Annotated in this window: 21 protein-coding genes; 12 read left to right on the top strand and 9 right to left on the bottom strand. The window is 42.9% G+C overall.

The window, feature by feature from the left end; all coding sequences use genetic code 11:
* Positions 1–11: 11 nt before the first annotated feature.
* Entirely contained in the window at positions 12–737 is a 726-nt protein-coding gene (gene tatC / locus KDK67_RS00865) for a twin-arginine translocase subunit TatC (protein ID WP_250866956.1), read from the bottom strand.
* A 66-nt stretch (positions 738–803) separates the two neighbouring features.
* On the opposite strand from tatC (KDK67_RS00865), the gene tatC (KDK67_RS00860) reads away from it, so the two are divergent.
* The 3 genes from tatC (KDK67_RS00860) to tatA all read left to right on the top strand — a co-directional run bounded on the left by tatC (KDK67_RS00860) (position 804) and on the right by tatA (position 2,280).
* Positions 804–1,556: a twin-arginine translocase subunit TatC gene (tatC, locus tag KDK67_RS00860; protein ID WP_250866955.1), complete on the top strand. Its 753-nt coding sequence runs from the start codon at positions 804–806 to the stop codon at positions 1,554–1,556.
* Positions 1,557–1,611: 55 nt separating this feature from the next.
* A complete protein-coding gene (locus KDK67_RS00855) occupies positions 1,612–1,902 on the top strand; it encodes a twin-arginine translocase TatA/TatE family subunit (RefSeq protein ID WP_250866954.1) in 291 nt (96 codons plus the stop codon).
* Positions 1,903–1,977: 75 nt separating this feature from the next.
* Positions 1,978–2,280, top strand: coding sequence for a twin-arginine translocase TatA/TatE family subunit (gene tatA, locus KDK67_RS00850; RefSeq protein ID WP_250866953.1), 303 nt, complete (start codon positions 1,978–1,980; stop codon positions 2,278–2,280).
* A gap of 22 nt (positions 2,281–2,302) precedes the next feature.
* On the opposite strand, the gene hypE is transcribed toward tatA, so the two are convergent.
* Genes hypE through KDK67_RS00825 form a run of 5 tightly spaced genes read right to left on the bottom strand, consistent with a single transcriptional unit; the run spans position 2,303 to position 5,774 of the window.
* Positions 2,303–3,355 carry a hydrogenase expression/formation protein HypE gene (gene hypE, locus KDK67_RS00845; RefSeq protein WP_250866952.1) on the bottom strand — a complete coding sequence of 351 codons (1,053 nt, stop codon included), beginning with the start codon at positions 3,353–3,355 and terminating at the stop codon, positions 2,303–2,305.
* Positions 3,356–3,378: 23 nt separating this feature from the next.
* On the bottom strand, positions 3,379–4,023 hold the full coding sequence (gene hypB, locus KDK67_RS00840; RefSeq protein WP_250866951.1) for a hydrogenase nickel incorporation protein HypB: 645 nt from the start codon (positions 4,021–4,023) through the stop codon (positions 3,379–3,381).
* A gap of 26 nt (positions 4,024–4,049) precedes the next feature.
* Positions 4,050–4,481, bottom strand: coding sequence for a hydrogenase/urease maturation nickel metallochaperone HypA (locus KDK67_RS00835; RefSeq protein WP_250866950.1), 432 nt, complete (start codon positions 4,479–4,481; stop codon positions 4,050–4,052).
* 2 nt (positions 4,482–4,483) lie between these two features.
* Positions 4,484–5,554, bottom strand: a complete 1,071-nt coding sequence (hypD, locus tag KDK67_RS00830; protein WP_250866949.1) for a hydrogenase formation protein HypD — start codon at positions 5,552–5,554, stop codon at positions 4,484–4,486.
* Complete coding sequence (locus KDK67_RS00825) at positions 5,544–5,774, bottom strand: HypC/HybG/HupF family hydrogenase formation chaperone (protein WP_250866948.1); 231 nt, start codon at positions 5,772–5,774, stop codon at positions 5,544–5,546. Before KDK67_RS00825 ends, hypD begins: the two co-directional genes overlap by 11 nt.
* Positions 5,775–5,936: 162 nt before the next feature.
* Here KDK67_RS00825 and KDK67_RS00820 point away from each other — a divergent pair, with 162 nt between their 5' ends.
* From KDK67_RS00820 to KDK67_RS00800, 5 genes are all read left to right on the top strand, one after another.
* Complete coding sequence (locus KDK67_RS00820) at positions 5,937–7,058, top strand: hydrogenase small subunit (RefSeq protein ID WP_250866947.1); 1,122 nt, start codon at positions 5,937–5,939, stop codon at positions 7,056–7,058.
* Entirely contained in the window at positions 7,055–8,848 is a 1,794-nt protein-coding gene (locus KDK67_RS00815; RefSeq protein WP_250866946.1) for a nickel-dependent hydrogenase large subunit, read from the top strand. Before KDK67_RS00820 ends, KDK67_RS00815 begins: the two co-directional genes overlap by 4 nt.
* Positions 8,849–9,194: 346 nt before the next feature.
* The gene (locus tag KDK67_RS00810; protein ID WP_250866945.1) at positions 9,195–9,650 is read left to right on the top strand and encodes a hypothetical protein; all 456 of its coding nucleotides are present in this window, start codon (positions 9,195–9,197) and stop codon (positions 9,648–9,650) included.
* Positions 9,625–10,140: a hydrogenase maturation protease gene (locus KDK67_RS00805; protein WP_250866944.1), complete on the top strand. Its 516-nt coding sequence runs from the start codon at positions 9,625–9,627 to the stop codon at positions 10,138–10,140. Before KDK67_RS00810 ends, KDK67_RS00805 begins: the two co-directional genes overlap by 26 nt.
* A gap of 37 nt (positions 10,141–10,177) precedes the next feature.
* On the top strand, positions 10,178–10,624 hold the full coding sequence (locus tag KDK67_RS00800) for a DUF488 domain-containing protein (protein ID WP_250866943.1): 447 nt from the start codon (positions 10,178–10,180) through the stop codon (positions 10,622–10,624).
* A 4-nt stretch (positions 10,625–10,628) separates the two neighbouring features.
* Here KDK67_RS00800 and htpX read toward each other — a convergent pair whose 3' ends face one another.
* The 3 genes from htpX to KDK67_RS00785 form a co-directional block, all read right to left on the bottom strand.
* Positions 10,629–11,486 (bottom strand): zinc metalloprotease HtpX, encoded by an 858-nt coding sequence (gene htpX, locus KDK67_RS00795; protein WP_250866942.1) that lies wholly within the window; start codon positions 11,484–11,486, stop codon positions 10,629–10,631.
* A 394-nt stretch (positions 11,487–11,880) separates the two neighbouring features.
* Positions 11,881–12,135, bottom strand: a complete 255-nt coding sequence (locus KDK67_RS00790; protein WP_250866941.1) for a hypothetical protein — start codon at positions 12,133–12,135, stop codon at positions 11,881–11,883.
* 2 nt (positions 12,136–12,137) lie between these two features.
* Complete coding sequence (locus KDK67_RS00785; RefSeq protein WP_250866940.1) at positions 12,138–13,712, bottom strand: hypothetical protein; 1,575 nt, start codon at positions 13,710–13,712, stop codon at positions 12,138–12,140.
* Positions 13,713–14,112: 400 nt separating this feature from the next.
* On the opposite strand from KDK67_RS00785, the gene KDK67_RS00780 reads away from it, so the two are divergent.
* The 4 genes from KDK67_RS00780 to KDK67_RS00765 all read left to right on the top strand — a co-directional run bounded on the left by KDK67_RS00780 (position 14,113) and on the right by KDK67_RS00765 (position 18,309).
* Complete coding sequence (locus tag KDK67_RS00780; protein ID WP_250866939.1) at positions 14,113–14,982, top strand: helix-turn-helix transcriptional regulator; 870 nt, start codon at positions 14,113–14,115, stop codon at positions 14,980–14,982.
* Between the two features lie 83 nt (positions 14,983–15,065).
* Complete coding sequence (locus KDK67_RS00775; RefSeq protein WP_250866938.1) at positions 15,066–15,572, top strand: amino acid-binding protein; 507 nt, start codon at positions 15,066–15,068, stop codon at positions 15,570–15,572.
* Between the two features lie 12 nt (positions 15,573–15,584).
* Positions 15,585–16,580: a homoserine dehydrogenase gene (locus KDK67_RS00770; protein ID WP_250866937.1), complete on the top strand. Its 996-nt coding sequence runs from the start codon at positions 15,585–15,587 to the stop codon at positions 16,578–16,580.
* 43 nt (positions 16,581–16,623) lie between these two features.
* Positions 16,624–18,309 carry an ATP-dependent DNA ligase gene (locus KDK67_RS00765; RefSeq protein ID WP_250866936.1) on the top strand — a complete coding sequence of 562 codons (1,686 nt, stop codon included), beginning with the start codon at positions 16,624–16,626 and terminating at the stop codon, positions 18,307–18,309.
* The last annotated feature ends 16 nt before the right edge of the window (positions 18,310–18,325 follow it).

Raw genomic sequence — 18,325 nt, 5'->3', positions numbered from 1 at the left:
TCGATCTGACCTTAGTTCCTGTTACCACCGGTATATCTGACTATTAAAAGGCTCAGTTCAAAGAAGATGATAAGTGGAATTCCTACCATTATCTGGCTAATAATATCCGGTGGTGTTATTATTGCACCTGCAATAAGGCAGAATACATAGACATGTTTGCGGTACTCAAGGAGTACTTTATATTGTACGATGCCGGACCTTGTTAGCAGGGTAAGGAAAAGCGGTGTTTCGAACACTATTCCAAATATGAAGGATGCTTGTACTGCAAAAGAAATGAAACTGAATATCGAGTAAGTAGCAATGACCCCTGATGTGCTTGCGTTAAGGTATAGATAGTTAATGAACAGTGGTAACATGATGTAGTATGCATAGGCCACACCTGTAACGAACAAAGCTATCGCAAAAAATGCTGACATCGTCAACCATCGTTTGCTTATCTGTATCTGTATATTTCTGTTCTTTATAAGGGGGCTTATCACAAAAAAAAGCACAAGCGGAAGTAGGGCAAATAGTCCTATCACCAATGCTATCTTTATTTTGAGCAAGATCACTTCAAGGGGTGAGACATAGACAAGTTTTGCACCTTCTGGCAGCAGTCCTTCCTTGATATTTCTTATCAATGGGTTTGTAAACTGAAAAGATACTGAAAAAGTAGTAAAAAGGACGATTATGAATAGGTATAGCTTCTTTCGCATTTCAGCAGCTATTATGTTCATATCTTCTGTATAAGATGTCAACTTATTCTGCTCCTCTTATCATGTACTATGTTTTTATTGCATATATTCCAAACCTATTATGGTTATATGGAAAAGCAAAGATGTCTTGAAAGCGGATCTCGTGATATTTTTATTGGTGGTGTAGATGGCGACTTCGAAGAGCCGTTGATCTCCCATCTGGCAGAATTACGTGATCGTTCCATTGCGATCATCCTTGTCATGTTCCTCTTCATATGTGTTTTTTATCCGTTTTCTGAATTGATCTTGCAACAGATGTGGCATAAGTTCTTTCCTGATGTTATCGGGATGACCGTATACTCTCCGTTGGAATGGATATTCCTCAGGATCCGACTTTCGTTCTTGATGGCAGTCATATTTGTTTTCCCTTTAGTATTCTATGAAGGGTTCAGGTTTGCAGCAAGAGGCCTTTATCCCAATGAGCGGAGATTCTGCATAAGCATCGTTCCTGTATCATTCATTTTCTTTCTTTTAGGTGCGGGCCTTGCTTTTTTGTTCATGGTGCCAATGATATTTGATAATGTGGTGTTGTATTCCGGGATGATCGCAGATGATCAGATCTCGGTAGCAAAAGCCATTTCAGTGGTCATAACTCTGATCCTGGGGTCAGGTCTGATCTTCCAGATACCTGTATTGATGTTCTTTGCAACAAAAATGAATATTGTGGAGTGCAGATCACTGCGCAAAATGCGCATCCTTGTGTATAGTTCGATCCTGGCATTTGCATTTTCACTGTCTCCTGATCTAACTTTTATAGCACAGTTTGTTTGTGCACTTCTGATTGTTATTTTATTTGAGATTGGATTGCTGGTATCCAGATAAGTTTACAGGCAAAACAATATTTATTTAAAGAACGAACATCATTATTTTAATAAAGATGATAGGTTCTCTTGAAGTATTTGTTGTGCTGATCGCAACATTACTTATTTTTGGTCCTGACAAGATCCCGGAATTTGCACACTCACTTGGTAAAGCAGTAGGTGATTTTAAGAAAGCACAGCGTGCCACAGAATTGGGCTTGAACGATCTTGATCTTTATCATGATGTTGACAGAAAGGATGTTGACAGGAAGATCATGGAAATGGCAATATCTTCTGGTATAGATGTGCGTGGGAAGTCCAGTGATGAACTATTAGATCTTCTTGCGGATGTTGTGAAGGCGAAGTGATGGGTAAACCGACATTTTATAAGCAATATGTTCACAAATATATGTAACAGAATTATGTAATGGAGGGTGAAATTAATGATCGGAGGATTGGGGTCTGGCGAACTATTACTTATATTCGCAGGATTATTGTTACTTTTTGGTGCAAGTAAGTTGCCGGAACTGGCACGCTCAATGGGAACTTCCATGGGTGAGTTTAAAAAAGCACAGAAAGAATCGGAACTTTCATTAAAGGACTTTGAACGTTCTCTTGAAGATTCGTATTCCGGGGTTGAAAATAAGCCCGATGTGAATAAGGTGGCAGCAAACCTTGGTATCGATACTAAGGACAAGACCGATGAGCAACTTCTTTCTGAGATAAATGTACTGTTGCAGAAGTGAGCAGTTAAGGGAGTGAGGGATGTCAACATACTCTTGGAATGGGGTCTCCAACAGGCATGTTCAATTGACGCAGACTTCCAATGGGTGTTCTTAGTAACACCTTCCCCTGATGTTCTGCAACAACCTTTCCTATAATAGCTGCATCCTTTCCATATTTATGGCTATGCAGTAGCTCCAGTACTTCATCAGCATACTCCGGTCTAACGCCCATAATGGCTTTACCTTCGTTTGCGATCTCATATGGGTCCAGCCCCAGCATCTCGCATGCAGACCTTACTGCGCTTTTGATCGGAATATCCTCTTCCTCAAGGATCACGCCAACATTGCTTTTCTGTGTCATTTCATTGATACTGGCAGACAATCCTCCTCTTGTAGGATCTTTCATCGCTGTTATGGCACTTCTTCCATCATGTGTTGTTATTTGTAGCGACTTTTCCAGAAGATCGTTCAGTGGTGAAACATCAGATTCCAGTTTAGTATTGAAGTTGAACCCTTCCCGATGTGACAATAATGAAATTCCGTGGTCCCCTATGGTGCCCGTAAGTATTATCATATCTTCCGGGCTAAGGCCATTGTCCCTTATAATTCGGGGTGCAAAACCTATCCCGCTGGTGTTTATTATTATGGAATCCAGTTCATTTCTTGGTATTGTTTTGGTATCCCCGGTTACAATGGCAACCCTCGCCTCCTTTGCTGTAAGGTCCATGGATTGGATTATCTCTTCAAGTATCTCCCTTTCAAATCCTTCACTTACGACGATGGCACATGTCAAAGCAACTGGTCTGGCCCCCATTACTGTAAGGTCGTTCACAGTTCCGCAAACAGCCAATTTCCCAATATCTCCTCCTGGGAAGAACAATGGTTTTACAACATGGCTGTCAGTGGTAATGACAATTTCATAACTGGAATTAAAGTCTGCAGGTAAGGCAATGGTGGCACCATCATCAAGATCGTCAAGTCCGACTGTTCCTGCCGATCGGTTTGAAATGTTGCCTAGTATCGACTTGCTGATCAATCCCTGCATGACTTGACCGCCTGCACCGTGTTCCATTGTGATGATGTTTTTTTTTGTCATAATTCCTGCTTCGGTATGAAGTTTTAAATATAAGATGATATTTTCGAACACCACTGTTCGATACTTTCAGTATCGCGTATCGATGTCAACAGGATCGGGATGTTTGGATTCAGTTGTCTCACATCACGTTCCATTTTCTCGCAGTCTGCATAAACTGCTTCTGCAATGTCTGTTTTGTGGATCACTGCAACATCTGCGGATCTGAAGATCATTGGATGTTTGAGTACGATATCATCTCCTTCTGTAACGCTCACTATCACTATGCGTAGATGTTCTCCAAGTTTGTAATCTGTCGGACAGATGAGATTTCCTACATTTTCCATGAATAGGATGTCAATATCACGAAGGTTCATTGAGCTTAGGACATTTTCTATAAGGTTTGCATCAAGGTGACATTCACGTCCGGTATTCACAGGAATCGTTGTAATACCAAGCTTTGCAAATCTTGCGGCATCCATATCCGCTACTACATCGCCTGCAATTACTGCTATACGATAATGATCTCCAAGTATTTCTATTGCTTTTTCGATAAGGGTTGTCTTGCCTGACCCTATGGCACCCATTATATTGATAGCGAACACACCATTTTTGTCAAGAAGTTCCTTATTTTTCTCTGCAAGCATGTCGTTTGCTTTAAGCACGTCGTGACCTACATTTATTACATGCATTAACATCGTATCATTCTCTTAAAATATCATTGTTCAATATCGATACTCTGGATAATAAGTTCCCTGCCGCCGGATGCATGTAACATCTTCTCACATTTTGGGCAAGGCGTCTCAAAGAATGCTCTTATCCCATGGAATTCATCCGGCTCTTTGAGAAAATCCAAAATATTCCTCTTTTCTTTAGCTTCTCTTTTAGTTGCAGAATATATGACCTCGCCTTTTTCATAATATCCGCATTCACATTCCATATTCGGGAATATTGCTTGCAATACGATATCTGCATCCTTTGCAATGGTATCTGTCATCAGTGTTTTAAGACAGAACAATAACTGCTCCGGATTTATATGTGTCAGCTTTCCTACTCCAAGGGTTATAGTTCTGATTTCCTTTGCCTGGTTTGCCTCTGCTATGGACATGACATTTTTAACAACCTCGCAGGCAAGTGAATATTCGTGCATTTTCACACATTCCTGTACTGATACCAGTTGTAGCACATACCTTCCTGACTGACCATACAGGAACCTATTGGTGTCACAGGTGTACAATCTGTTCCAAAGAGTGGGCAATGATCGGGTTCTTCTTTGCCTTTCAAAATATCAGCACATCTGCATTTGTCAACATTGATACGTTCATACGATGTCTCTTTTTTGTAGGACCTGATCACATTTTCATGAACCAATACCGCATCATGATCTGCAAATTCATTCTTTAGCTTGAGTCCTGAGTTCTTAATAGTGCCAAGTCCTCGCCATTGTGCATCTGCAACATCAAAGACACTTGCCATCATTTCCTGTGCCTTCAAATTTCCTTTTCTTCTTACAACACTCGGATATGCATTTTCAACAATGGGTCTGCCTAAACGACTCTGTTCCAGCAACATGAGGATGGATAGCAGCACATCATTTGCTTCAAATCCGGCAGAAACGATTGGAAACCCCAGGTCTGCAAATTGCTGGTATGGTTGTATGCCTGTAATGGCACAAACATGCCCAGGGGCTATGAATGCATCTATGTTCGTTTCATCGAGCAGATGTAAAAGAGCTGGTGGGATCAGTCGGTGTGATGTGAGTAAACTGAAGTTCTTAGGGGGCTTGCGTAAAAGCGTGGCCGCATTGGTGGGTGCAGTAGTTTCAAATCCTATGGCAAAGAACACAACATCACGACTGGGATGTTCTTTTGCTATTGTAATTGCATCATCGATACTGTAGACCGTTCTTATATCGCATCCTTCTGATCGTGCTTCCATAAGATTCATTGAGCTTCCGGGAACGCGAAGCATATCTCCATAAGATGTTATTATTATGCCAGATCTTGCAAGTGCGATCGCAATGTCGATATCCTCAACTGGGGTAACACATACGGGGCAACCCGGACCGCTCAATATTTCTATTTCTTTTGGCAATACGTTCCGTAATCCATAGCGTGAGATCGTTCTTTCATGGGTACCACAGATATGCATGATGCGGATGGGCCTTGAACGATCACAAATACTTTTTAGCAGCTTTGCCTCCATGGACATATTATTCATCATTCTCCAATTGTTCAAGAATTTCTGATATTTCTTTTCTTTCATCTTCGGAAATTATGGAGATGGCATATCCCACATGAACCAGTATGTTCAGTCCGGGTATGATCTCTTCAGAGCCGGTAATAAGGTCAAGGTTCACTTTTCGTTCCACTCCTCCAAAATCTACCATTGCTGTATATTCGTCTAGCAGTTTTGTTATCTTCCCGGGGATTGCAATACACATCAAATAAATTGAAGGATTGCTGATATTTAAGTGTAAGCAACAATCTGTGCAAATGAAAACTTTAACTGTGTTTGTAGCAATAATATGATTAGATCAAAATTTTGATCTTAATTCTGGGGGTATGATCTGATCGAAAATGTGGGGAAAACCGATTTTCTTGGAATGGATCGACGAACATTTCTCAAGGTAGCAGGTGCAATTGGGGCTTCTGCATTCCTTGGTATATATCATTCTGATATTTCAAATGCGATTGAGATCTCAAAGACGAAAATAGTATGGATACATGGTGCTGAATGTACAGGTTGTTCGGAATCATTGCTGAATGCAGAAAACCCCGACATTGTACAGGCGATCCAAAAACTGAATGTGGATCTGGTCTATCACGAAACACTTCTGGCACAACAAGGCATTTTTGTTGATGGCAGACTTGCAGGTACCTCTGAGTTGAATTCTGAAATACTGCTGAATGATGCCATCGAGGAAGGCGGATATATACTCGTGGTCGAAGGTTCAATTGCCAATGGCCCCAATGGTTCTGGTAAATATTGCATGTATGGTGAACGTCCTTTTAAAGATATATTTAAAAAAGCAGCAGAGAATGCCGATATGATCCTGGCTGTGGGGATGTGTGCTACATACGGTGGAGTAAATGCAGCTGATAGTGCCATCACGGATCTCATGGACTTTAGGGGGGTTTCCTTCCTAAAAGAAGACCCTTCAAAAGGAATGCTTACTGAGCTTGGCATTAGCAAACCGGTTATAAATGTGCCGGGCTGTCCTGCCCATCCGGATTGGATGCTTCTGACACTTGCTGCTGTGATACTTGGAAAGATAAGGGTCCCTGATGACCTTGATGCTGTTCTGGATAAATATGATCGTCCTCTTGTTTTCTTCCCTGCCGACCACACGCTGCATGATAATTGCCCACGCAGGGGATTTTATGATGTCGGGAAACTGGATACCGACCTTTCAGGGGATGGTTGTCTATGGAAACTTGGTTGCAAGGGACCTTACACTCATTCGGATTGTGCTCTTCGCAAATGGAATGGTTCCGTAAATATGTGCACTCAGGCAGGGTCGCCGTGCATCTCCTGCTGCGAACCGGGTTTCCCTGACAGTTCTTCTCCTTTTTATGAAGAGGCCGAAGATAAGCCTGTTTTATTTGGGATGAATGCGGATTCTCTTGCTAAAGTGGGGGTTGGCACCGCAATACTTGCTGGTGCAGCCCACGCTGTTCGTAGGATCGTTGTTGATAAGGATGATGAAAAGGAGGGTGAGGTATGACCCGGGTCGTTGTAGATCCATTAACCCGTATCGAAGGGCATTTTCGTTTATCTGCAGAAGTAAATGAGCAAGGTGTGATCTCAGATATACAAAGTGCAGGTATGCTTTTCAGGGGATTTGAACGTATATTGTTGAACCGGGATCCACGGGATGCCGCACGCATTACTCAAAGGGTGTGTGGTGTCTGTCCCACTTCTCATGCAATGGCATCTGCCAATGCTCTTGATGATCTTTTTGGGATTGCTGATCAAGTTCCAAAAGATGCACTTGTTGCAAGGAATATCATACAGTCCCTAAATATGATGGCTAGCCATGCAACCCACATTTATGTATTATGGTTGCCGGATATCGTGAACCCTGCTTATAGGGATGTATTGGCCACGATTGGTGATACCGGGGCTGCATTGTGGAAAGAACTTCTTTATAGATTTGCTCCGATAAGCTATCGGCTCAATGGCGTATCTATTCCTCCGGGCAATGCGTATCTAAATGCTATAAAGGAAAAGAAAAGGCTTCAGGAAGCCATAGCTCTCATTGCCGGCAAAATGCCTCACCAGATGTCATCCGTAGTTGGTGGTGTCACCTATAGACCAACGGTTGCAGATATTGGCAAATTGACTTCATATTATCATCACGTCATGGATTTTATCGATGGTTCCACTCTCGGAGTGGATCATAGGACCTGGCTGGATAATACATTCAGGGCATCATCTCCTCAACGTGCAGTAGATTTTTTGATCGAACATCTGCAGGAGCTTGTAGAAAAGTCTTTGATCTCAAATGATTTTTCACATGTTGCGGGTTGGGGTGATATTGATCTGCTTGCAGCATTTGGTTCTGAGCTTATTGGTGAAAGATATTTAGGGCTTCCTGTCAGTTTTAAGTTTGATAGGTCGGGCGGATACAGTGATCCTTCAAAGATAGGGTTCTTATCTTACGGTGTTTACTATGACGTGGAGCATGGCGATGGCTATGATCCACTGGAATTTGGCAGGTCCGGTTTCCAGAAAGCTGCTTTTATTACTGGTTCCTTTGAACACAAAAAGTTTGACCACAGAAATGTGACAGAACAGATAGGTCATTCGTTCTATGTTGGTAAGCACAATCTTCATCCCTTGGAAGGGGTGACCGATCCTGTTCGGAATGCTGATGAGATCGATTATAATGGGAATGACGAAAGTAAATATAGTTGGATAAAGGCACCGCGTTATGATGGTATTCCGTGTGAGGTTGGTCCTCTTGCTCGTATGGTCGCAATGGAAGAGCCATTGACAATGGGCTTGATAAATATGTTTTCCAAGAATGGTCAGTCTGCTGCCAATACGTTTACAAGGATGATGGCAAGGGCACAGGAGATGTTACTTCTCTCTGATGAATTGCTCAAATGGGTGAGTTCGGACCTTGACCCAAATGGGAAATTCTGTGTCCCAACTGATCTTTCTATGGCTGAGAATTCCCAAGGTATCGGTCTATGGGAGGCTCCGCGTGGTGCTCTGGGGCACTGGGTCAGGACTGGGAGGGATTCAAAGGTGATAAATTATCAGATGGTTGTGCCAACCACATGGAATGCATCTCCAAGGGATGACCTAGGAGTTCCTGGTCCCATCGAGCAGGCCCTTCTTGGTACAAAGGTATCGGCAGTCGAGAATTTGCTTGGGATAGATAATGCGAATCCTACTGGTATATTGCATACTGCAAGGTCATACGATCCATGTATCGCATGTGCTGTGCATACTATCGATCTGACGAAGAAACTTGGTAATGCTTCTCGCACATTTAATATTGTCTGAGGAGTTGAGCGGGATGGTACAAGAAAATGAAATGGTTGTGAAAAGATATTCATTTTTAGAGCGACTGGCACACTTTGTTCATCTTGTCTGCTTGTTCATCCTGCTGATAACGGGATTTAAGATCTATATGGGATGGGATTTCATGACCTATCACATTGCCCTAGTTATTCATCTGTTTGCAGCGGTTTTATTTTTGTTTGTGAACTGGATCATTATTCCATATAATGTCCTGATGACCGAATGCCCTCGTTGTCCCATGTGTGCAACCGGGACTCACAATATGTTTCTCCATAAAATATCCCACATATCGCATAGGTATCTATTCGGGCCAACGGATATCAGGAGAATGAAGCAGATATTCCTCAATTATTTGGGGAAAGGTGGGTATCCGGCATTTACGATATATAATGTCAAACGTCGGGGCTATATTGATAAATTACATCCGGTAACCCAGTTTATGCTTTTCTTTGAAGGTGGTGCGGTCATGTTCATTGCCTTTTCAGGGATCGTTCTTTATGATCTCCAATGGGCTATTTTCGGATTGCCGGTAAGTGAATGGTTACTGTCGGCCAGTGAAATGATCGCCCCTTCTTTGAATATGAGTGCTCTGGCATTTATTCGAGTTATACATTTGCTCATGTCATATTTCTTCATAGTGGAATTGATAGTTCATGTGGGCATTGTGGAATTTGATCCAAAGGTATGGAAATATTATAAGGCAGTATTCCTGACCGGTAAAGAGGATCTTTCTGATCCGGACTATGTTGAGCTCATTGATGCAGAAAGAGATTCTTTGGAATGATCCTATGATCCGCATATTCGGCTGTGGCAATCCTCTCATGGGGGATGATGGGATTGGTGTCCATGTTATTGATAAATTAAAAAATATGTATTCTGACCTGCCGAATGATATTGAACTGATCGATATGGGTGCTTGTGGTCTTGATATGCTGAACTTTTTGGAAGGATCGGATCACGTTATCATAGTGGATGCGATCAAAAGCAATGGGGATATCGGTTCCGTACACAGGTTTGAACTGAACGATCTAAAAGAATACGTTCGTGATGGTATGTTCACCATCCATGATGTCGGTATTGTGGATGTGCTTTCCATAGCGGAGCACGTTCAGAAAATGCCTGATTCTATTGTTCTATTTGGAATTGAGATCGGTCAGGTGGATGATATCTCGTTTGTTCTTTCTGATAAAGTAAGGGCTTGCATTGATGTGGTTATTGATCTTATGTTCGATGAACCCTTTTTTAAAAGAGCATCGTTGAGTGACATAAGATAGAAAAAGTAATAAGCTTCCAATCCATTCAGTAGCCACAATGGAAGACGGTACTTTCTGCTATACCATAGGCTATGGTAACAGGTCTCTTGAATATCTTATTGATATGGTGCAAAGTTTCAATATCGTTCATTTGGTGGATATTCGCAGTTATCCGCATTCGGTGCATGAGGATTTCAATAAGGAGAACCTCGAGATAGTGCTTCCCAAGAACAATATTGTCTATTCTCATTGTCCTGGTCTTGGAGGTCTTAGGGATGGAAGTTATATGGATTATACAAAGACCGATGAGTTCAGTAAATATTACTCCCGTTTAGTGGATAAAATAGAGGCTGTCAATAAAGCGGGTTCAGGTATCGTTCTTATGTGTGCTGAAAAAAACCCGAAGGATTGCCATAGATACCATTTATCAAAGGTTCTTGAATATTCCGGAATAAAAATAATACACCTGACCGATCCTGGCCAGGTAGACCTTTTCAGGTTCTAAATTTTCACATCTCGTTCAGGCGGCGTATCCTTTCCTCTGTGGCCGGATGTGTCCTGAACAATTTCATCAATGAGCTTCCTCTTAGGGGATTGACGATGAACATATGTGCTGTGTTCTGGGATGGCTGAACATCGTTCTTTCTTGGCTGGTAGTTCTGTGCTCCAGATTCAAGTTTAGAGAGTGCACTGGCAAGTGCCCAAGGTTTCTGTGAAATGCGTGCTCCTTCTGCATCTGCACCGAACTCACGTGAACGTGATATTGCAAGCTGTATGATAGTTGCTGCCAACGGTGCCAGTATTGCAAGTGCTATGAATCCAACTATGTTGTTGCTTCCATCGTCGTCCCTGCTTCCGATACCTCCAAAGATGGCAGCCCATCTTGCCCAGGTGGCAAGCATTGTGATAACTCCGGCAATTGTCGCAGCAACAGCACTGATAAGTGTGTCCCTGTTCTTTACATGTGCCAGTTCATGAGCGAGCACGCCCTCAAGCTCTTCTGGTGTGAGGATGTTCATTATCCCTGTAGTCGCAGCTACTGCTGCATGTTTGGGATCTCTGCCAGTGGCGAATGCATTTGGCATCGATGTTTCCACGATGTAAACCTTAGGCATTGGGAGTTGGGCACGCATTGCAAGATTCCTCACAATATCGTAAAGTTGCGGATTTTCGTACTCTGTCACTTCTTTAGCGTGGTACATCTTCAGGACTATCTTGTCGCTATACCAATAACTGCCGAAGTTCAGCATAAGTGCGAACGCAAATGCGATGAACATTCCGGTAGTTCCGCCGATAAGACGACCTACAATGATAAGCAGTCCTGTCAAGGATGCAAGTAATAATGTGGTCTTAAGCATGTTCTTCATGTTTTACCTCAGTAGTGCGCATGTATCTTTTGTTCTTTGAAAAATCTGTAAATTTTAGATATTTACACCTACTATCATATCTATTGATTTGTAGTTCTATATAAATGCGTTGGGGTGGTACAGGGAGACGTAAATAATTTTATATTGGCAACCCAAATATATTGTCTGCAATACCCGTTTTGAGTGAAATGGTTCTCATCATGACACCTAAAAAAAGGATGGTGCCGAGGGCACAATCGAAAAACACATCTTCGGAAGCTTCGATGCAAAGCGAATGTAACTTCTAATGCTCTTTGCAATGCTCTTCCTTGTTAACATTATTATTCGTTGTTTTATCCCTGTAATGTAAAAAAGAAAGAAAAAAAGAAGGAATATAAAGTCGATATCTCGACTTTCATACCTCTTCGACTATCAGTTCTGTATCTTCTTCTATCTCAGAGATAAGAGCTTCAAATTCCTCAAGATCGCTCTCAAGGTCTGCTATTTCAGAATCTGTCAGCTCAACTCCCTCTTCTGCAAGTATCTCGTCTGCAACGGTGGTAGCTGTCTCTTCTTCTGTGGCATTGTCGGCAGGCTCTCCTACGCAACCGGAGAGTGCTAGTCCGACGAGAAGGATGGCAACAATTCCCAGATGTTTAATGCTCACCATGATCAGACCACCTCTGTTGAGTTGTCGTCATCGGAACTTTCATCTTTATCATCATCTTCGGTATCGTCGGAGTCTTCATCATCCATTTCTTCTGTGCTGTTGTCTTCAAGTTCATTCTCTTTTTCATCAGCACTGTCATCATCGGAGTTTTCATCTTCCATTTCTTCGGTGCTGTTGTCTTCCAATTCATTCTCTTCCTCATCAGCACTGTCGTCATCATCATCTTCGTCATTGTCGCTTATCTTTGGAGCAGCCCATTCAAGTTCAGTGCTCTCATCATCCTTCTCGATCTTGTAAGATCCTTCTCCTGAAAGGGACGTACTGCCTGTTCCTTCTGCTTTGATGGTGATGTCCTCTCCACGGACCATAACTGTGAGGCGGGACCCTTCAATTTTTGCTTCACCGGTGAAATTGTGGTAGACAAATGCATAGCTTCCGTCTCCTGTGCTGTCCTCATCGAACTGCTCGTAATCCCCATCAAGCTTAATTTCTGCGTCACCTGCAAGGTCTTTGATGACGATCGTGGCATTGGTTGCGGTGAACTCTACCTCAAGTTCTCCTGAAAGCACGATTGTTCCATCACCCTCAGCATCGATCAGACATTCACCTGCCAATGTCACATAGCCCTGTCTGAACCCTTTCATTTCCTGAACAAGCGCTCTAAGTTTTGTGTTGGCTTCATTAGTCAGTCTGATGGATTTACGGAGCTGTTCGCCAGCGTCATCTTCTCCATTCTGGTAAGCTTCTCTTGCATGTTCATGCGCCTGTTTAGCTTCCTCGATAAGCGCATTGTAATCGTCAAGCATTTCCTGGAGGTCTTCAGTATCTTCGCCGTCCTCGGTCAAACTGTCGATCTCATTCTGGAGTCTCTCTGAAACACCATCTGTTTTCTCAAGGTAGTTAACAAGGCCACTGTTGATCCTCTGTGCTCTCATCCTGTTCAGGTCCTTCTGAGCATCACTCCAGATCTTCCTTATGTCCCTTGTTGCTTCGGAGAGGTCCTTTCTGGTATCTGCAGCATCAACATCATCTATCTGTGCTTCAAGCCTGTCAATGTATGTGTCAATTGTCGCATTGACCTCTTCATTATAGCTTCCTTCTTCCTTGGTCGTTTCAAGACGGGTGATCATGTAATCAATGGTTCCGGTCAGGTATTCCTTTGCTGCGTCCATTGCTTCTGTGGCATTTAATTCACCTTTGGCCTGCAATGCTTTAGCATTCTGGAAATTACCTCTTAGTTCATCATAACCGGCCTTTGAAAGCTGAACTTTACTCCTTGCCCGGTCATTTTGCATTTCCTTTTCCTGGATCATTTCAGGTGTGATGTTCTCATCTTTATGTTCCTGTAATCTTATCCTGTCTGCATCCGTGGCCCCAACGCCATTATCCCCTTGATTGGCAGCAAACTTTGGTGTGATCTTCTCATCTTTGTGTTCTTGTAACTTTATCCTGTCTGCATCTATGGCTCCAACACCATTATCCCCTTGGTTGGCAGCAAAAGCAGTCACAGGAAGAAGACTTAATATCATCAGTATGGCACCGATCAGTGCAAACCCTTTCATTGTTTTATTCTTCATAATGGATCCCTTCCTTTTTTTCTATGTGATACGATCTTGATTATCGATGTAATGAACTTACAAGCTCAACTTGGATGCGTGGGATATAAGCTTACTTTAATTGATTCTCATAACTAAGATGATCTAAAGTATTATCTGGGGAATTAAAAGCATTTTTTTACTTTATAATACTTTATATTGAATTATTTTGTTAATTGAAGTTTAAAGTAAGGTTATTTTACGATATAAACCTATGATCTCACGTTTTTATCTGAAATCCCCGTCCCTTTATATTTATACTGTTTAGCTATTCAATATTTTCGGTGTTCCTATTATTTAGTATTCCAGAGATACAATTCGCTTCAATACTACTAATTCAGGAATAAAAAACTATAAAAGTAGAACCCGGCAATATAACACTGTGAAAGTCAGGACATTATTTGGGGTTTGTACATTTCTTACATTAATATTGCTTATTGTTCCTGTGGGAGCTGTTGGAACTGCAACGATACATGGGGCTATCTATGAATGGGACACCTTTGAACCTCTTGAGAATGTCTTAATTGAGGTCAATTCCACTCCTCCGCAGTCCATAGTTGCAAAGTATGGTGTCTATTCCCTGGACCTGGCTCCAGGTGACTATGTGATAGTTGCTACTTATTATACTGGTAATAGTCTCGTAGCGTCTGCACAGGAATCAATAACAATAACCGATGATGGTGATTACATAATCGACCTTCTTCTTCTTCCTTCCTATGAAAATGAGGACCTCGAAGATGCTGAAATAGCTAATTTGAGCGAAGCATTTGAAGCCGATTCGCAGCTGATCGAGGAGGATGCGGAAATCTCAGATCTGACCTATGTAGCGGTTCTGCTGATCTTTTTTGTACTCGTTTTGTCAGCATATGTGTATTCAAATAAGAAAGGGGCGAATGAAGGGAGTTTGGTCAATACTTCATCTGACTGGGATAATGATGCTACTTTACAAGATGGGTCCCTCTCCGTTGATGTGAGGGAAGATGGGCTGGTCGGTACTATTACCGATGATTCGGAAACCATTGATATTATCACTAAAGCTGAACCACCTGTCCTGCCTGATGACCTTCAGGAAGTTCTGGACATCGTTATTGCAAATGGTGGACGCATAACCCAAAAGGACCTGCGTGGGAAATTGAGATATTCCGAGGCGAAGGTAAGTCTGATAGTCTCTGATCTGGAAAACCGCGGACTTGTGGAAAAGTTCAAGAAAGGGCGGGGCAACATCATTATAATTCCTGACGATACGAAATAAGTTTTTTTGCTTCCGTACTATTTTAAGAACTGATGATATGGCTTATCAATACATTTATATGAAGAATGCCTAAGAGGGAACACATGAGAGTTTCAATGGACATTGAATTAAAGGACACTCCAGGACAATTGCTTCTGGCTTTGAATCCGATTTCGGAGCTAAAAGGGAACTTGAAATCGATCGTGCATCATCATGAAGAACGAACTCCAAGAAGTACCATTCCGGTACAGCTTGTTTTTGAGATCGAACCAGCCAATCTTGAGGTCCTTATAGGTCGTCTTGAAGAGAATGGAATTGGTGTTGCAAGGGTTGATGAGAAGCGTTTCACAGCACATGGTGCTGTCCTCCTGATAGGTCATATAGTTCATACTGATATACAGGATACCATTGATACTATTGATAAGACCGGTTTTGCAGAGGTCGTGAACATTTCTCTTTCAATGCCGCAGATAGATATGCGTTCATCTGCTTCCTTAAAGATAGATGCTGTGGGTAAGAATGAGCTTCATGAAGCGATATCGGTCCTTAGGCAGGTCGCGATCAAGAAGGATCTTCTGGTCATAGAACCAATTGAAGCTGAAATTTCATAAAGGTGATATTCAATGAGAAAAGTACGTGCATCCATTATTGGATTTGGTTCAGTTGGACAGGGTGTTGCAGAGGTCCTTCTGAAAAAGGGTGATGAATTAAAGTCTCTTGGTATCGACCTCGACGTTGTGGCCATCGCGGATTCCAAAGGCGCTGAGGTAAATCTTGCTGGTATAGACCTTAAAGCTGCACTTGGCAGAAAGCGGGAATTCGGTACTGTTGCTATCGATAATCTTACTGGGGAAGATGTCATCAAAAGTGTGGACCATGACATTGTGATCGAGACCACTCCTACTGATATAGAGACCGGTGGTATCGGCCTTGTTAATATGGTTGCTGCTTTTGAGTTTGGCAGACATGTGGTGACCTCTAATAAAGGTCCTCTTGCGTTGAAATATCGGGAACTTGTCGAAGCTGCGAATGAAGCTGACCGTAAGTTGCTCTTTGAGGCCACTGTCGGTGGTGCGATGCCTATCATCAATCTTGTGAGGGATACGCTTGCCGGAAATGAGATTCTCAGTGTGGAAGGCATCCTTAACGGTACATGTAACTACATTCTGACACGCATGATGGAAGAGCATGCTTCTTATGAGCAGATGCTTGCGGAGTCACAGGAGCTTGGTATTGCTGAGACCGATCCTACCTATGATGTGGAAGGTATCGACACGGCATGTAAACTTGTAATTCTTGCAAATTCCATATTCAATCAGGATGCAACCTATCAGGATGTGGATGTTACCGGAATTACCAAGGTAACTCTGGAATCTCTTTCTCTTGCTTATGATGAAGGCTATGTCATCAAGCTTATAGGTGAGGTCAAGAAGGATCGTCTTCGTGTTTCACCACGCCTTGTACCGGCATCCCATCCTCTGGCTGTGGGCGGTACGTTGAACGTTGCATCGGTGTGTACCGATCTTGCAGGGACCATTACGGTTACAGGCAGGGGTGCAGGTTCTATTGAGACTGCAAGTGCTATCTTGAGCGATATTGTATCCATCTACAAGGACTGATGGCTATCTGGTTACCTGATGGGAACGACAGGAATATCTATACATGACCGATTTCAAGGAATTCGCTGACGTTTGTAAACATATCGAACATATCTCAAGTTCACTGGAGATAACCGATGTTGTTTCGGATATGTTAAAGTCGGTGTCGGCGGAGGAACTTCCTGTCGTGACCCATTTTGTGATGGGGGATGTTTTTCCTGCATGGAGTGTTGAACAGCTTGGTGTGGGTACGAGCCTTTTGTATGGTGCCCTTTCGAGATCATCCGGTCTTTCCCTGAAAGATATTGAGGACCTTGTCCGTTCCACCGGCGATATAGGCGAGACAGCGGTAGCGGCACTTGGTAAAAAGAAAAAGAACCAGTCTACGTTCTCTGCATTCATGGGTGAGGAACCTTCCATCTCTATAATGGATGTCTTTGGTCGTTTCCTTGATATTTCCAGATCTTCAGGCTCAGGTTCACAGAGTAATAAGATGAGGAACCTGCAATTCCTTTTCAATTCATCCAGCTCTGAAGAAGCACGTTATCTTGCCCGACTGGCGATCGAGGACCTTCGTATTGGTGTCGGTGAAGGGATCGTTCGTGATGCTATCTCTAGGGCTTTCGATGTTCCGGCAGGGGAAATTGAACGTGGTTTTATGGTGACCAACGACCTGGGTCTTGTGGCAGTTGCTGCAAAAGAGGGTGGTATTGAGGAGATATCAAAGCTCAGGGTGGAGCTTGACCGTCCGATAAAGATGATGCTGGCACAGGTTACTCCGAGCATCGAGACGGCTATTAAGGACCTTGGTAAGCTGGCTGTCGAGTGGAAGTTCGATGGCGCAAGGGTTCAAATTCATAAGAATGGGGATTCGGTCAACATCTTTTCGAGAAAGCTTGAGAATGTGACATTATCTCTGCCGGATATCGTTGAGGCAGTGAAGCTCCATGTGAAGGCGGATTCCGCTATTCTGGAAGGGGAGGCTGTAGCGGTCGATGAGTATGGAGCCCCTCGTGCCTTCCAGGACATACTCAAACGCTTCAGGAGAAAGTATGATGTTGAGGCAATGGTTCGTAAGTTCCCTCTTACGTTGTACCTTTTCGAGATCCTCTATCTTAATGGAGATGTATTGATGGACCAGTCCTTTTTGAAAAGAAAGGAACAACTGGTCTCATGTGTGGAGAATTGTGATAGCATCAAGGTGCATAAGCATGTCCTTACAGATGTTGAGGACGAAGTGAACAAGATCTATACTGATGCGTTGGACGGTGGACACGAAGGGGTCATGCTCAAGAACCCGGAAGCTCCGTATTCTCCCGGTAAGCGGGGTAAGAACTGGCTCAAGATGAAGTCTGTCATGGAGACACTCGACCTCGTTGTCATTGGTGCGGAATGGGGTTATGGGAAGCGTGCAAATCTTATCGGCTCTTATGCCCTGGCATGTCTTGACCCGGAAGCTGGAACATTCCTTCCTATCGGCAAAGTGGCTACAGGTTTTTCAGATGAACAGCTTGCTGAACTCACTGAGACCTTCTCCGAGCTTATTGTTGGTGAATCGGGTCGGGAGATCGAGCTTAAACCTGATGTGGTGTTCGAGATCAAATTTGAGGAGATCCAGAAAAGTACGAACTATGGTTCAGGATATGCTCTCCGTTTTCCCCGGCTTGTAAGTGTGAGGGGAGATAAATCTCCGGAAGAGGCTGAAACGATAGATCGTATCGAGAGCATCTATTTATCACAAAGAGGGTAAATCCTTTTTTTAAAAA

Origin of the sequence: Methanococcoides seepicolus, from assembly GCF_023684405.1 — an archaeon.
Lineage (GTDB): Archaea > Halobacteriota > Methanosarcinia > Methanosarcinales > Methanosarcinaceae > Methanococcoides > Methanococcoides seepicolus.
Note: the sequence above shows the minus strand (reverse complement) of the source record. Positions and strands in the feature narration are given on the sequence as shown.

Coding starts and splice junctions, on each gene's coding strand:
- KDK67_RS00765 (WP_250866936.1), top strand. CDS start 16,624: ATGACCGATTTCAAGGAATTCGCTGACGTTTGTAAACATATCGAACAT.
- KDK67_RS00820 (WP_250866947.1), top strand. CDS start 5,937: ATGGATCGACGAACATTTCTCAAGGTAGCAGGTGCAATTGGGGCTTCT.
- KDK67_RS00775 (WP_250866938.1), top strand. CDS start 15,066: ATGAGAGTTTCAATGGACATTGAATTAAAGGACACTCCAGGACAATTG.
- tatA (WP_250866953.1), top strand. CDS start 1,978: ATGATCGGAGGATTGGGGTCTGGCGAACTATTACTTATATTCGCAGGA.
- hypE (WP_250866952.1), bottom strand. CDS start 3,355: ATGACAAAAAAAAACATCATCACAATGGAACACGGTGCAGGCGGTCAA.
- htpX (WP_250866942.1), bottom strand. CDS start 11,486: ATGAAGAACATGCTTAAGACCACATTATTACTTGCATCCTTGACAGGA.
- KDK67_RS00785 (WP_250866940.1), bottom strand. CDS start 13,712: ATGAAGAATAAAACAATGAAAGGGTTTGCACTGATCGGTGCCATACTG.
- hypD (WP_250866949.1), bottom strand. CDS start 5,554: ATGATGAATAATATGTCCATGGAGGCAAAGCTGCTAAAAAGTATTTGT.
- KDK67_RS00855 (WP_250866954.1), top strand. CDS start 1,612: ATGATAGGTTCTCTTGAAGTATTTGTTGTGCTGATCGCAACATTACTT.
- KDK67_RS00800 (WP_250866943.1), top strand. CDS start 10,178: ATGGAAGACGGTACTTTCTGCTATACCATAGGCTATGGTAACAGGTCT.
- KDK67_RS00770 (WP_250866937.1), top strand. CDS start 15,585: ATGAGAAAAGTACGTGCATCCATTATTGGATTTGGTTCAGTTGGACAG.
- KDK67_RS00815 (WP_250866946.1), top strand. CDS start 7,055: ATGACCCGGGTCGTTGTAGATCCATTAACCCGTATCGAAGGGCATTTT.
- KDK67_RS00835 (WP_250866950.1), bottom strand. CDS start 4,481: ATGCACGAATATTCACTTGCCTGCGAGGTTGTTAAAAATGTCATGTCC.
- KDK67_RS00805 (WP_250866944.1), top strand. CDS start 9,625: ATGCAGAAAGAGATTCTTTGGAATGATCCTATGATCCGCATATTCGGC.
- KDK67_RS00810 (WP_250866945.1), top strand. CDS start 9,195: ATGAAGCAGATATTCCTCAATTATTTGGGGAAAGGTGGGTATCCGGCA.
- KDK67_RS00790 (WP_250866941.1), bottom strand. CDS start 12,135: ATGGTGAGCATTAAACATCTGGGAATTGTTGCCATCCTTCTCGTCGGA.
- tatC (WP_250866955.1), top strand. CDS start 804: ATGGAAAAGCAAAGATGTCTTGAAAGCGGATCTCGTGATATTTTTATT.
- hypB (WP_250866951.1), bottom strand. CDS start 4,023: ATGCATGTAATAAATGTAGGTCACGACGTGCTTAAAGCAAACGACATG.
- KDK67_RS00825 (WP_250866948.1), bottom strand. CDS start 5,774: ATGTGTATTGCAATCCCCGGGAAGATAACAAAACTGCTAGACGAATAT.